This is a genomic window from Cytobacillus dafuensis (assembly GCF_007995155.1).
In the GTDB taxonomy this organism is placed as follows: Bacteria; Bacillota; Bacilli; order Bacillales; family Cytobacillaceae; genus Cytobacillus; species Cytobacillus dafuensis.
This window is the reverse complement of record NZ_CP042593.1, coordinates 2,176,821-2,191,685: the sequence shown is the minus strand read 5'-3', so window position 1 is coordinate 2,191,685 and position 14,865 is coordinate 2,176,821. Positions and strand designations below refer to the sequence as shown.

At 34.8% G+C, this 14,865-nt stretch carries 13 protein-coding genes; 5 read left to right on the top strand and 8 right to left on the bottom strand.

The features are described from left to right. Window positions 1-237 precede the first annotated feature (237 nt). Window positions 238-1,245 (top strand): rod-share determining protein MreBH, encoded by a 1,008-nt coding sequence (mreBH, locus tag FSZ17_RS10350; RefSeq protein WP_057769977.1) that lies wholly within the window; start codon window positions 238-240, stop codon window positions 1,243-1,245. Window positions 1,246-1,399: 154 nt separating this feature from the next. Here the strand turns inward: mreBH and FSZ17_RS10345 are convergent, their stop codons facing one another. Next, window positions 1,400-1,852, bottom strand: coding sequence for a DUF1801 domain-containing protein (locus FSZ17_RS10345; RefSeq protein ID WP_057769975.1), 453 nt, complete (start codon window positions 1,850-1,852; stop codon window positions 1,400-1,402). A 688-nt stretch (window positions 1,853-2,540) separates the two neighbouring features. Between FSZ17_RS10345 and FSZ17_RS10335 the strand changes: the two genes are divergently transcribed. The 4 genes from FSZ17_RS10335 to FSZ17_RS10325 all read left to right on the top strand — a co-directional run bounded on the left by FSZ17_RS10335 (window position 2,541) and on the right by FSZ17_RS10325 (window position 5,275). Beyond that, window positions 2,541-2,810: a hypothetical protein gene (locus FSZ17_RS10335; RefSeq protein WP_228460313.1), complete on the top strand. Its 270-nt coding sequence runs from the start codon at window positions 2,541-2,543 to the stop codon at window positions 2,808-2,810. Between the two features lie 499 nt (window positions 2,811-3,309). Continuing rightward, entirely contained in the window at window positions 3,310-4,227 is a 918-nt protein-coding gene (locus FSZ17_RS10330; protein WP_057770669.1) for a class I SAM-dependent methyltransferase, read from the top strand. A 169-nt stretch (window positions 4,228-4,396) separates the two neighbouring features. Further along, window positions 4,397-4,555 carry a hypothetical protein gene (locus FSZ17_RS23350; protein ID WP_185150686.1) on the top strand — a complete coding sequence of 53 codons (159 nt, stop codon included), beginning with the start codon at window positions 4,397-4,399 and terminating at the stop codon, window positions 4,553-4,555. A gap of 549 nt (window positions 4,556-5,104) precedes the next feature. Continuing rightward, complete coding sequence (locus FSZ17_RS10325) at window positions 5,105-5,275, top strand: DUF4083 family protein (protein ID WP_082625185.1); 171 nt, start codon at window positions 5,105-5,107, stop codon at window positions 5,273-5,275. Window positions 5,276-5,378: 103 nt separating this feature from the next. On the opposite strand, the gene mutL is transcribed toward FSZ17_RS10325, so the two are convergent. The 7 genes from mutL to miaB form a co-directional block, all read right to left on the bottom strand. Next, complete coding sequence (gene mutL / locus FSZ17_RS10320) at window positions 5,379-7,253, bottom strand: DNA mismatch repair endonuclease MutL (protein WP_057769970.1); 1,875 nt, start codon at window positions 7,251-7,253, stop codon at window positions 5,379-5,381. A 42-nt stretch (window positions 7,254-7,295) separates the two neighbouring features. Next, on the bottom strand, window positions 7,296-9,893 hold the full coding sequence (gene mutS, locus FSZ17_RS10315; protein ID WP_057769967.1) for a DNA mismatch repair protein MutS: 2,598 nt from the start codon (window positions 9,891-9,893) through the stop codon (window positions 7,296-7,298). A gap of 388 nt (window positions 9,894-10,281) precedes the next feature. Continuing rightward, entirely contained in the window at window positions 10,282-10,899 is a 618-nt protein-coding gene (locus FSZ17_RS10310) for a PH domain-containing protein (RefSeq protein WP_057769965.1), read from the bottom strand. A 66-nt stretch (window positions 10,900-10,965) separates the two neighbouring features. Next, window positions 10,966-11,592, bottom strand: coding sequence for a LysE family translocator (locus FSZ17_RS10305; protein ID WP_057769963.1), 627 nt, complete (start codon window positions 11,590-11,592; stop codon window positions 10,966-10,968). A 114-nt stretch (window positions 11,593-11,706) separates the two neighbouring features. Continuing rightward, on the bottom strand, window positions 11,707-12,258 hold the full coding sequence (locus FSZ17_RS10300; RefSeq protein WP_057769961.1) for an outer spore coat protein CotE: 552 nt from the start codon (window positions 12,256-12,258) through the stop codon (window positions 11,707-11,709). Window positions 12,259-12,637: 379 nt separating this feature from the next. Beyond that, window positions 12,638-13,066, bottom strand: a complete 429-nt coding sequence (locus FSZ17_RS10295; RefSeq protein WP_057769959.1) for a YlbF/YmcA family competence regulator — start codon at window positions 13,064-13,066, stop codon at window positions 12,638-12,640. A 1-nt stretch (window position 13,067) separates the two neighbouring features. Then, window positions 13,068-14,612 (bottom strand): tRNA (N6-isopentenyl adenosine(37)-C2)-methylthiotransferase MiaB, encoded by a 1,545-nt coding sequence (gene miaB, locus FSZ17_RS10290; RefSeq protein ID WP_057769958.1) that lies wholly within the window; start codon window positions 14,610-14,612, stop codon window positions 13,068-13,070. Between the last annotated feature and the right edge of the window lie 253 nt (window positions 14,613-14,865).

The following is a 14,865-nucleotide window of genomic DNA, read 5'->3' as shown; positions in this document are numbered from 1 at the left end:
GAAATTCCAATTCCTATACTTTGTATGATTTTTTATAAGGATAGCGGACTGTAAGAGCACTAATGCTAGAAGTTAGGCGTTATTTTTGACACTGGAATACTTGGGCATTATTTCATCTTACATTACAATTTATTAACGATTCTATAACAAACAAAAGAATACCCCCTCATTCATGGTACTTTATTAGAAGATTATTTAGAGTAGCAGATTAAGAGAAATAGATTAGGTGGGAAAAATATGATTTCGAACTCTGAATTAGGAATTGACCTTGGAACAGCTAATATCCTCGTATATTGTAAAAATAAAGGAATTACTTTTAATGAACCTTCCGTTGTAGCAATTGACACGAATACGAAAAAGGTTCTAGCTGTAGGAAAAGAAGCAAAAGAAATGATTGGTAAAACACCTGGAACGATTATTGCGATTAGGCCTTTAAAGGATGGCGTCATTGCTGATTTTGATACAACAACTGAAATGCTTCGCTACGTAATAGCTAAGGCAACGAAAACAGCTGGCTTCTCAATCAGAAAACCTAACGTGGTGATATGCACCCCTTCTGGATCAACAAGTGTAGAAAGAAGAGCCATACATGATGCTGTCCGTCATGCTGGTGCTAAACAAGTTCATTTAATTGAAGAACCAGTTGCAGCAGCTATTGGAGCAGGCTTGCCAGTAGACGAACCCGTTGCCAATGTAGTTGTTGACATTGGCGGAGGGTCTACAGAGGTAGCCATTATTTCATATGGCGGTGTCGTTGCCTGTCATTCTATCCGTGTAGGTGGAGACAGATTGGATGATGATATTATTCAGTATGTTCGAAAGGAGTTTAATGTTCTAATTGGTGAAAGAACAGCTGAACAAGTGAAAATTGAAATTGGCTACGCACTTATTGATCATGATGAAATGACAATGGAAATTCGCGGAAGGGATCTTGTCACAGGACTTCCTAAAACGATAACTTTGACTTCTTATATGATTCGAGATGCCATAAAAGAGTCATTACTCCATATTCTAGAAGCTATACGGGCTACATTAGAAGACAGCCCTGCAGAATTAAGCGGCGATATTGTAGATAGAGGAGTAATAATATCAGGCGGTGGTGCCCTAATTAACGGATTGCAGGATTGGATTTCAAAAGAAATCTCTGTTCCCGTCCATCTAGCTCCAAATCCACTTGAATCTGTGGCGATTGGAACAGGAAAAGCATTAAAGTTTATCGGAAAATTACAGAGCGCTGTCAAATAATGCATATTTGAACTTTTTGGAGTCCAAAAAATATTTTTGGACTCTTTTTAATTGTTTTTTTAGTTTACATAAAAATATTATAGTAACTTAATTAGAATTATATCTAGAATCAAATCGAAATTAGCCCAGAACTAGATAATTTTTTCTAGCTTTATTATTTTTCTATATTACCCGTCACGTCTATCCACTTAGTTATTACTTCTACAAGCCTATCTTTCTTAGCTATCAAATCACTCATTTCAGTAATTTTTACAATAGCTCTATCACAAGTTACCCAATCCAATAAACCGGTAGTGTCATCAAATAAATGCCCCTCCTTTTTGCTATCTTTTACCTTAGCACCACAATGAAAAATAAGTCTGAAATATCCTTTTCCTTGCAGATTTAAAGTAATCCTATCTTCATTATTAATACAGAAACTCGGGGCATTCCATTTTATATGTTCAGTTAATTGGATATTAGCACTTAAGATGATTTTTCGAACTACCTCTATCTCCTTTTTTAGAGGATGATTGAGATTGCCCATAAATTCAACCACTTTTTGATGACCTGACAATTTTAGAGGATTCTTGCCTATTTCTTCAGATTGTTTTTTATTTGTTGCCATATACAGATCCACTCCTTTTTAACGCTTTAATAAATAGATTTTAACCTATATTCCAATCCCTAAATCTCATCTAATCATATGCTTTAAATGTTCAGCTACCCTTAAGAGGAAGGGGGATTTTTTATGATGAGTAGTAAAAGATCCAGTCAAGGTCAATGTAAGGATTGTCAAAATGACCGAAATGACCATAATAGCCGCTGTATGGTTGCATATGTGATACTCTAAGAAATTTACAAGCTCAAACTGACGTAGATGTTTTTTTAGATGGCGGTCAAGTTTTAGAGGACGTTCAGTTTATTTACTTAAACAATAAAACTTGTTGTGCTTTCTTCATAGATCTTGAAACTGAACCAGGTTCAACACTGATTGTAGATTGCAGAAAAATTACAGCAATCCAAATAGAAGCAGAATGACCTTAGAAAGGGTTGCCATCCTAATAGATGGGACTCTTTTTTTCTGTAAAATCCAAAGTCCAACTAATAAACATTTGATCAATCATTTATTTATCATAATTTTTCAAAGTCATATCATATCCGAATTTTCGTCATTACATTCCTCAAAAACGCCTTACCTATTTCTTCGGAATGTTCATTTTTAATTACTAAAGTCATAAATAATTAACATTTGGACAAAATGAATGTTGGCAGTGCTAAAATCGCCATTTGCGGAATAACAAAAGGAGGAATCGATGATGTCTAGTGCAAATGAGCTTTCTTTACAACAGAAAATGGAAAAAATTTTTCATAACACATGTGTAACATGGCAAAACTGCACGGAGTCAAACATCCAATCATTCTTAGAACAGTGCCAAGAACATAGTATAGACTCCCAATATTGTATGAGTTGGGTGGAACAGCATAAATCACAAATACCTGACTGGAAAGATGTTTCGAGAGTCTCTCTTGACTGGATTAATCAGCATACTTCAACTGGATCCCCCATTTCGTTTACTGAATAGTATTGTCATGAAAAAGTGGAGAGAAATTATAGCTCTCCCCCTTTAATTTTATAGTTTATTTCAATAAAGAAACTCCCTACATACACTGTACACCAATGACAAGTTTTTAAACGATGTTTTATGAAAACTTATCACCCCTAATAGCTCAATACCATCATGTTACAGTGATTTCTAGAGACGCTGAATTAATAAAACTGTAATAGAGTCGGCGGTAACATATCTCAAAATCATTCACATTTTATGAATCACTACGGTATTCAAATTGGTCATAATCCAGAATATAATCAGCAAAACCACCAATACTTTTATTATTAATGAGTCGGTTTAAAAACTAAGAATATTTACTTCAAGGGAATGTATTAGTTATTATTAAACGAAGCGTTTTTATTGACAAAAATTTTTATTTATGCTATAATTTTACAATTAAAACAAATGTGTATATAATAAGATTCTCCTGGCCAGGGGAATCTTATTTTTGTTATATGGAAGGATTAATGCTATGAAGAAAAATGAATCAAGTTTAACTTCCTTAATATCAGCATTTGGTCGAGCATATCACAGTAAATATGACACACCCAAAATTTTTGATGATTTTATTGCAAATGAATTAATTACCCCAAAAGAATTTACAGAGATTCGTGACAACATGATAAGAGGAATTCAATTTTTTAATCATGAAATAGCAAAGAAGTTTCAAGATCATCCAGATGAAATTTTAAAATGGATTACACAAGTCCAGCTTTCTCCAACTCCTTTAGCACGTGCTGCGTTTTGTGAAAAAGTATTATTTCATGAAATATTGCTAGGTGTTAATCAGTATGTCATTCTAGGAGCTGGATTAGATACCTTCTGTTTCCGATACCCAGAATTAAACGATCGTTTAGAAATATTTGAGGTTGATTATCCAGCCACACAAAACTCTAAAAAGATAAGGTTAGCAAATGCTAATTATCAAATTCCGGATAATCTTCATTTTGTTTCAATGGATTTCACCAAAGGATTTATGGTTCGAAATCTTGTTAAAGAGGGTTTTCTACCTAACCAAAAAACTTTCTTTAGTCTTTTAGGTGTTTCTTATTATTTAACTAAAGAGGAAAATGCCAACTTGATTCATCAATTATTTACCAAATTACCATCAGGAAGCTCTATCGTATTTGATTATGCAGATGATAAACTTTTTGAAGAAAAAGGAGTATCTAATCGAGTTCAAAATATGGTTCAAATGGCTTCAGCAAGCGGTGAGCCAATGAAATCATGTTTTACTTATGATGAAATGGAGAAAGTGTTAGAAAACGCAGGTTTACTCATTTATGAACATTTATCACCTGTTGCTATTAATAATCAATTCTTTCAAAATCGTACAGATTATTTGTCTGCATTCGAAACGATTCATTACATCCACGCTGTAAAAAAATAGTATTTCAGTTAATAACAGACTAACCTCCCAATCTTCCCTTTGATTGGGAGGTTTCCCTCATTATTATCTAAGACTTATATATTTTAATAAATTCAAAGAGTATTCAAATTTGCAATTTCCAATATGTGTTATAATTACAATAATTATGTACATTGGAGTTGAATTGAATATGCCGGGTTTTATCCTTTTTATTTATTTAGTTATTATTGGATTCATCATTTTGTTTTGTACGAATCTAATCAAAGCACAAAGAGAAAGAAATCAAGTATTAAGAGAAATTTCAGCGAAATTAGATGGTACTGACTTTGAAAAAAAGGAAGAGCAATAGTTCTTTCCTTTTTATTCTATCCCTTAGTAATATTTCTATTAAACTTTAACCAAAACAACTTCATCCTTTTCCTTCCAAATCTCCTGTTTTATTATTACGTTAAACATCTCACATGCTAATTAACAATAAATTTACAACTAATATATACAACCTAAATAATCAAACTATATTATTAGATTATTAAAATACTCAATATCATAAGGAGATGGAATAATGCTACAGCTTCTTTCAAAACTTGTAATATTAACTACTTTTTGCACTCTTTTTCCTTAAATAATAATTTTGAATCAAATTCTCCTACAACAATCCGCAATACCAAGTCATTCTTTTCCCACGCACCAAAACAAAATTCTTTTATTTTGCAATACACAATAAAAAAGATTAGATGAATAGACAATTATTCATATTTCCTTTTTGTACTACAAATGAGCGCATTTACCACAACAACAAATCCTTACTCAACCAACTCACCCTTTTATATATATTTCAACCTACTCTAAAAATTATTGTGTTATAATTACCCCAATACTTGTAAAGGTAGGAATCAATATGAATATTAGTGATTTAATGGTTCAGCTTTTAATGTTTATTTTTATTATCGGGATATTTTTTGCTGTGTTTTTTGTTGTTCGTTCACTCCTTACAAAACAACCCAGCCAAACAAATAGTATTGAACAAAAACTAGATAGAATTATTGAATTACTTGATAAGGAAAATTGAATTCGTGACAGACACTTTTACCCTTAACAACATTAAAAGTGCTCATTTCAATAAAAATCGAAAGGAGAACCCTTAAAATACAAGGATTCTCCTTTGATAAAAATTACATAACTCTTTTAAACATCTTTTCCATTTCGTAAGTTGTAAATTGAATAATAATCGGACGACCATGTGGACATGTAAATGGATCAGAAGTCTGTCTAAGTTCATCTATTAAACTCTGAATTTCATCATTTCTTAAGTGACGATTAGCTTTGATCGATGCCTTGCAGCTCATCATAATAGCCGCTTCTTCCCTCAGCTTTTTAATATCTACCCTTTTCATTAATAGCAGCTGTTCGATCATATCCTCAATAATGACCTGTTCCTCACCTTTTGGAAGCCATTGTGGATGTGAACGGATTATAAAGCTGTTATGGCCGAATGGCTCAAGGAAAACACCGACCTTCTCTAATTCATCTTTATATTCGTTAATCTTAATATAATCATCAGTTGAATATTCGAAGGTAAGAGGAATAAGCATTTCCTGCAGCTCGCTTGCCACTTTGCCGACCTTTTCTTTAAAAAATTCATATTTTATTCGTTCCTGTGCCGCATGTTGATCAATGATATATAGACCTTTTTCATTTTGCGCCATTATATACGTTCCATGCATTTGCCCGATTGGATACAATGGAGGTACACGTGATAAATGTACATGATCCTCTTGTTCCATGTATGAATCATTGAAACTTGAGTCGCTAGTTTCAACGATTTTTGTATAAGGTAAATCTCTTTCAACTTGTTCTAGTTGTTTTTCTATTACTTGAGAAGAAAAATCGGTCTTATTCGGCACTGTTGGAATTCTATTTTCACGAACAAAAGAAGTAATTTGGTCTTGCTCTAAGCTTTCATCCAAGATTTTCATTTTCTCTGGAATATGATCAAGCTCTAATGATGTTTGTTCCTGTTTTGGCTGAATAGCTTTTGGCTGGGTAAAGCCGGTCGGAATTAATTCTTGTGATTTAAATGCTGCTTTAATTGTATCAGTAACAAGCTCATTCAATTCCTGCTCTTTACTTAAACGAACCTCCATTTTAGAAGGATGGACATTTACATCAACTAGTATTGGGTCCATATCAATATTTAAGAGCACAATTGGATATCTGCCTATTGGCAATAGTGTATGATAGCCTTCCTGGATTGCTTTGGCAAGAGCGTAATTTTTAATGAATCGGCCGTTAATCATTGTGGAGATATAATTCCTAGATGCTCTCGTTACTTCTGGTAAAACTGCATATCCATTAATACGAAAATCAAGAGAACTCCCTTCAATGCGGACCATTTTTTTTACAACATTCATTCCATATATCGCCGCTAATACTTGCCTGACATCTCCATTTCCGTTCGTATGAAGGAGATTTCTTCCATTATGAGTGAGACGAATCGAAACCTTAGGGTGAGCAAGGGCAAGCCGATTAACGACATCTGTTATATTGCCAAGCTCAGTATGAATGGTTTTCATATATTTCAATCTGGCAGGTGTATTAAAGAAAAGATCAGTAACTGCAATATCTGTCCCTTTTCTGCCTGGTGCCTTTTCAACCGTATTCACCTTGCCGCCTTCCACAATTACACGAGTTCCAATGTCTCCTGTAGAGGTTCTCATTTCGATTCTTGAAACAGAAGCTATACTTGGCAAAGCCTCTCCACGAAATCCGAGAGTCCTAATTCGAAAAAGATCATTTTCATCTTTGATTTTACTTGTGGCATGGCGCTGTAAGGCTGTTAACACATCTTCCTCTTCAATTCCATCTCCATTATCTATGATGCGTATTTTCGTAAGACCTGCTTCTTCCGTTTCGACTTCAATGATTGTACTGCCTGCATCAATCGAATTCTCCATGAGCTCTTTTACAACGGATGCAGGTCTCTCCACTACTTCTCCAGCAGCAATTTTATTGGAAAGTGCATCATCAAGCTGAATTATTTTTCCCATTTGCCAACACCTCCTCACTCATTGTGAATTTTTCTCATTAAACTAACCTTTTAATTTTTTGTGAAGCTCATATAAAGTATTTAATGCCTGCATTGGTGTCATTTCTAAAATATCAAGTGTTTTCACTTTACTTATGACGCTTTTTTCTTTAGAGGAAAAGGCAGATTCCTTCACCTCACTTTGATCTTCAAAGAAAGAAAGCTGAGTATTTGACTTAGCTGCGTTAGAAAATTCCTTTTCTTTCACAGAATTAATTTGTTCATCCTGTTGCTCAAATCTAGTTAAAATTTCATTCGCCCTATTTATTAGTTCCTCTGGTAATTCAGCGAGCTGTGCGACATGAATCCCGTAACTTTTATCAGCTGCTCCTTCTTTTATTTTATGAAGGAATACCACTTTTCCGTTTTGTTCAATTGCACTTACATGCACATTTTTCACTCTTGTAAGTTCTTCTTCTAAAACTGTTAGTTCATGATAATGGGTTGAAAATAATGTTTTCGCACCAATTCGATGATGGATGTATTCAATAATCGCCTGAGCTAGGGACATCCCATCATATGTAGATGTTCCACGCCCGATTTCATCAAATAGAATGAGACTATTCTGAGTCGCATTTACAATGGCGTTTTTTGCTTCCAGCATTTCTACCATAAACGTACTTTGTCCAGAAATTAAATCATCTGCTGCCCCGATTCTAGTAAAAACCTGATCAAAAATTGGCAGTACAGCTTCTGATGCCGGCACATAGCAGCCAATTTGCGCAAGGATAGCCGTTAAGGCAATTTGCCTCATATACGTACTTTTACCTGACATATTCGGCCCTGTAATTAAGAGCACTTCTCTCTCGGCATCCATATAACAATCATTTGGAACATATTCTTGTGCATTCATAACCTTTTCCACTACGGGATGACGGCCGTCTTTTATCATTATCCGGTGTTCCTTTGAAAAGACAGGTTTTACATAATGTCTCTTCTCGCTTACCGTTGCAAAGCATTGTAGAACATCTAGTGCACTAACTGATTTTGCTAAAGATTGAAGGCGTGGAATAAATTCTTTTACGTGTTCACGAACAGCTGTAAAAAGCTCATATTCAAGCTCGATGCTTTTTTCCTCAGCCTGAAGAATGAGTGCCTCTTTTTCCTTTAATTCTGGTGTGACGAATCTTTCGGCATTAGTTAGTGTCTGTTTTCTTTCGTACTGGCCTTCCTGTAATAGGTGAAGATTCGCTTTCGTAACTTCTATATAATAGCCAAATACTCGATTATAGCCTACTTTTAGCGATTTAATTCCTGTTTTTTCACGTTCTTGCTTCTCCAGTAATGCAATCCACGTTTTCCCGTTCCGGGTAGCATCACGATACTTATCTAGCTCCTCATGATACCCATCCTTTATCATATTGCCATCTTTTATGGATAATGGCGGGTTATCCATTATCGCGCTTTCTAAAAGATCGACAATTTCTTCACATGGATCAAGACGTTCAGAAAGAGTTTCAGCTTCGGCACTTGATAGATTTTTAAGCAGGTCCTTTAATTCAGGAATCTGAAGTAATGAACGTCTAAGCTGGACTAAATCGCGTGCATTAACATTTCCGAACGCAACTCTCCCTGCTAATCGTTCAAGGTCGTACACTTCCTTTAATTTTTCTCTAAGCTCTTCCCGTTCAAAATAAGCGTTAATAAAGGTTTCAACAAGCTTCTGGCGGCTAATAATTTCGTCTTCATTCACAAGCGGCCTATCGACCCACTGCTTTAATAATCTTCCTCCCATTGCGGTTTGCGTTTCATCTAGCAGCCATAGCAATGACCCTTTTTTCCCCTTGGAACGAATCGTTTCAGTCAGTTCTAAATTCCGCTTTGAAAAATAGTCAATTTTAAGGTAATGATGAGGTTGATAGATTGTTCCTTTTTGCAAATGGTCTAAGCTTCTTTTTTGCGTACGATATAAATAGTTAAATAGTCTTGCAATGGTTTGACGTAGCTTGTCTTGATTCACTTCTTCAAGTAAATGATGATATTGGTCCATAGGGCTGCAATCATCTTCAAATGAAAAAGTCATGACAGAACGCTCTTTTATTTTTCGCTTCCATTCCTCGTTAAAGCTGGATTCAACTACTAATTCCTTTGCCCCAGAAACAGAAAGCTCATTTAATACTTCATCAAATCCTGAGCTTAGCAGAGAAACCTTTGTTTCACCTGTAGAAAGATCATTATAGGCAAAGCCAAATGTGTCATCTTCAAAATGTGTAATGGAAGCTATATAGTTGTTTTCTTTATCATGCAGGACTTTGCCTTCCATCATCGTTCCTGGTGTAATCAGCTGAACGACTTCTCTCCTTACTACACCCTTCGCTTGCTTCGGATCTTCTGTTTGCTCACAAATCGCTACTTTATACCCGCGTTCTACTAATTGTTCGATATAATTTGGAGCAGCATGATAAGGCACACCACACATTGGAATGCGTTCCTCCGTGCCGCCCTCCCTGCTTGTTAATGTAATCTCTAATTCCTGTGATGCTTTGATAGCATCGTCAAAAAACATCTCATAAAAATCACCGAGACGAAAAAATAAAAAGGCATCCTCATACTCTGCCTTTACTCGTAAATATTGCTGTATCATTGGCGTATAAGCTGCCATAGTACCCTCCAAATATCTGTTGATATCATAATGCGCTTTTTTCAATCGCGTAATTGAAAATGTATAGACCTATTATATCATAAAGTGAATCTTCCATCAGTGGGGGTTTTCTTTCATCCCCCACTGATGGTTAGTTGAACCAATCGGGCCTTTACGGGCAGTTGATCCCCCACTTAGATTTCTTTGATTCTCTCGCAACCTTGTAGTGGAGGTCTTACTGCCCGTTAATCTGCGATAAAGTGAATCTTCCATCAGTGGAGGTTTCCCAAAGTACAGGACATGTTGTGAGGTTTTACTGGATATGAATCTGAAGCACCCCTTTTGTTCTAATTATCAAACTAAATATAAAAAAGCAGTATCCATTATGATAGATAACTGCTTTCTCTCATTAATTATTAATATATTTCTCAAAAACAAATCCAAAGTCTTTGACGCAATATTTTTTTCTGCTATTCATAAGCCAATTGAATGCCGTTTCATTTATTATTCTAAAATTATCAACTAGATTATGATCTTGAGGTATCGCAGAGCGACTGAAAGTATTAGATGTAAGATTTAAGCTCTTCTCAGCATATCCCATTGATACTTCGTTTTCATGACAAATTTCAGATATTCTAATTAGTGCTTTGTATAAATCTTTTAACTCCTCTATATGCTTCTTGTGTACATCAATTGAATAATGCTCAGAGCCCATCACAAACTTAATCTCAACATCCAGATCAACTGTACCAGCTGTTTCAAGGGTAACATTTGAAATAGAGTGTTCCTTATAGCTAAGCCTTTTTAAAGTTCGCTTTTTACTTATGGCACTTGTACCATCTAAATGAATTAAGGCTTTATTTGTAAAGCAATATTCGTCTGTTTTCGATTTGATCAGAAAGTAAATTTTTTCATTATCCTCGTGAAGTACATAATCATCGGCATCCACTTTATCATAATCAGATGGATTGATTACACTTCCGATATCACTAAGACCTAATACATCTGCCGCTACTCGTTTAAACATTTTTCTCACCCTTTTAAGTATCTTTTTTTCCATTTTTCATTTTAGCATAAAAAGAAATAGACAATATTAATTTTGTTCAAAAGCTAATTTAATTCCAAATAGGATGAGTACCCCTCCTGTTAACCCTTCGACAACTCTTATTGTTGAAGGCTTTTTCATAAATTCACTTATTAAGTTAATTAAATAAATATAAATAAGGAACCAAAATAAAGTTAATACCGTATAAGTTAAGCCTAAAGCTAAAAATTCTAAAAGAGCATTATCGCCTTTCCCAGCGAATTGTGGCAAAAAGGTAAGAAAAAACACGGCCACCTTTGGATTGAGTAGATTTGTTAGAAATCCTTGACGAAAAAAAGATTTATTCTCATATTTTCTTTGATGATCATTTGCATCAGAAGCATGATTTTGTTTTTTCATTAAAATTATTATCGATTTACATCCTAGAAAAATTAAATAAATGGCTCCTACATATTTTAATATTGAAAAAAGAAAAGCTGATTTTAAAATAAGTGCAGATAGACCAAACACGGCAGCGAGAGTATGAATTAGGAGTGCTGTAAGTGTGCCAAAAGTTGTTTTCATACCTGCTGCTTTTCGATTCGATATCGTGTTCTTTGTAATGATCGCTGTATCGGGTCCTGGTAGAATTATAAGCAGAATAGACATAAAGACAAATAGCAAATAATTGTCCATTAAAAAACCTCCTAATAATTATCCCATTATTATATAATAAATTCAGAAATTTTAAAATAAAAAGTCCAATTGTAAAAAAAGAAAAAAACTAGGAAGCAAAACCTCCTAGTTTTTCTATTCCTCTTCGTCTCCTACTAAGAAATACGGATCCAACTCTTCAAATTCCTCATCATCGACTTCTGATCCCCACTCATCATCCTCATCATCACAATCGCATTTTCCATGATGAACAGATACACATACCTTTGTTTCTCCGATGACTTCAACGAGGAATTCTCTCTCTACATGAACGATGATTTTATTTCCGTTAGGGGAAATGACACATTCAGAGCAGTTCGGCTGTTGTAATACCCGTGCGATTACTTCATGATCATCTAAACAATCTGGGTCACGGTATTTTAGTTTAATGACATCTTTATATTCAAGACGTTCAGTAACAACTTCTGTTCTTGTGTTATTGTCAAAGGAATACCAAACGTTAATGTCATAAGTGCCGCAAACTTCGACTGTTTTCCCGACCTTTTTCGCCTCGTATTTATGGTTTATTATCCAGCAGCCAAGAATGCTTGAAGGATTGTGTTTAGGGCAAATCGTATGATTGGACTGCGTAAATTTCCGTCCTTTCGCTACGACCGCTTTGGTTATAATCTCTCTGTATTCTCCCATTGCGAGCGAACCTCCTCATTCATTTTCATTTCATCCTATGCGGGATATTAGACTAGTGTGCGATAATTCTTGATGAATGTTAGGTAAAAGTATAGGCATATTTCATGATATGCATTTTCAGGGCAATTGTTCCGGTCTGTTAGGCTACTATCCTATGTCACATTTTAGAAAGGGGTTCAACTTATTAAACAGTTCTTAAAAATATGTGTTTGTCCTAAATCAAATGCGGATACAGCTCGGCCACTTTTAAATATAATAAAATTAGATATAAAATATGGCCTCCACAACCCAAACCAAGGCCACATTACCTCCTTTTTTATATATCAAAAGAACCCTGGGACTGAAAATCAGTCCCAGGGTTCTTTTATTAATCATTCTTTTAATGATGTGAACAGCTGCTATTTTTTATGTGTGATCCAGTTTCTCCACTCAATAAGTTTCCACCCGTTGAAGTAATGATTTCATCTGTTACCGCGTTCGAAATTGCAGATGCTACTAATTGCAGCAATTCATTTACTTCTACTTGAGATTGTTTAAATTCCTGTACAACCGGAATTTCGTCTAATTCATTTTGGAGTGCATCAATTTTATCTTCTGTCTTTTTTAATGCCTCTTGTTTTCCAAAATGCTGAAGGTTTACAGCTTGCTTTTGTAATCCCTTAATATTAGAAATAGTTGAACGAACCTTTTCGTTTTCTTGAATTTGAGCTTCAGCACGTTTAAAAAAATCTACTTCTTCCGTTTCAGCAATCATTTGTGCAAGCTCCTTTGCACGGGCAACGATATCATCCTTTGTATACTTCGCCATCTTACTCCACCTCTACAGCATCTAATTCTTCAATCATTTCTCCGTTTAATGACCATGTTTTAGCATCATTAATTTTTACTTTTACAATCTTTCCAATTGCAGATTTCGGTCCAATGAAGTTTACAAGCTTATTTTTTCTAGTATAGCCCGCTAACACTTCAGGATTATTTTTACTTTCACCTTCTACTAATACTTCTACGGTTTTATCTTGATACTTCTTCATTGCCTCAGCAGAAAGCTCATTAACAACAGCATTCAGTCGCTGTAATCGTTCCTTCTTCACTTCCATTGGAACATTGTCCTGCATTTTAGCTGCAGGTGTACCCTCACGTGGAGAATAAATGAATGTATAGGCTGATTCATAGCCTACCTCACGATATAGTGACAGCGTTTCTTCGAATTGTTCCTCTGTTTCATTTGGATAGCCGACAATAATATCTGTTGTAAATGACGCATTTGGAATCGCAGCCTTGATTTTTCTAACAAGTTCTAAATATTGCTCTCTTGTGTATTTACGTGCCATGATTTTTAGAACTTCAGTAGAGCCTGATTGAACTGGCAGGTGAATATGCTCAAGGAGATTGCCGCCATTAGCTAATACTTCAATAAGGTGATCATCAAAATCACGTGGATGGCTCGTAGTAAAACGAATTCGAGGGATATCAATCTTACGAATCTCATCCATTAAATCGCCAAGACCATACTTCATATCTTCAAAGTCTTTTCCATATGCATTCACATTTTGACCTAGAAGAGTAATTTCTTTATAGCCTTGAGCTGCTAATTGTCTTACCTCTTGAATGATATCTTCTGGTCTGCGGCTCCGCTCTTTACCGCGTGTATATGGAACAATACAGTAAGTACAGAACTTATCACAGCCATACATAATATTAACCCATGCCTTAATATGTCCTTGACGTACCTTTGGAAGATTCTCAATGACATCTCCCTCTTTTGACCATACTTCAACAACTATTTCCTTTGACATATAGGCTTCATGTAAAATATTTGGTAAACGGTGAATATTATGAGTTCCAAAAATCATATCTACTTGAGTGTATGTTTTTAAAATTTTATTAACAACCGATTCTTCTTGTGACATACAACCACATACACCTAGTAATAGATCTGGTCTTTCTCTCTTCAAATGCTTCAAATGACCAAGCTCGCCAAATACCTTATTTTCCGCATTCTCACGAATCGCACATGTATTTAATAAAATGACATTTGCATCCTCTACCGTATCTGTTGGTTCATAACCAAGTGCTAAAAAGATACCAGCCATTACTTCAGTATCATGTTCATTCATTTGACAGCCATATGTGCGGATATAAAATTTTCGGTTATTACCCATTCCACGGAATTCTTCTGGGATATTAAAATCATTCTGATATTTTACTTCTTCTTTACCACGTTTTTTTGCTTCTTTTAATGAAGGTGGTGTATAAACTGCTTCAAAATATTTACTGTAATCCTTTTCGGATTTTTTGTCCGATGGATTTGCAGTAGTCACTTGTTGTCCTTCAATTCTTTGTTTTTCATTCATATTTTGATCCCCTTTCTTTATTAATGGCCTAAGAGAATAAACATATATATATTCACTTTTTTTTATTAAAGTTCGTTATTGGGAGAATAAAGTAATACACATTATAATAGTATATAGCCTTTACGCTTTTAAAACAATAGAAAACCTGTTACAAAGCCTCTACACATTACCTATTACTTCTATTTTATACAATCCACAAATCATAATCTTATAAGAACTTTATCGTTTTGTACGTGATATCAATCACACTAAT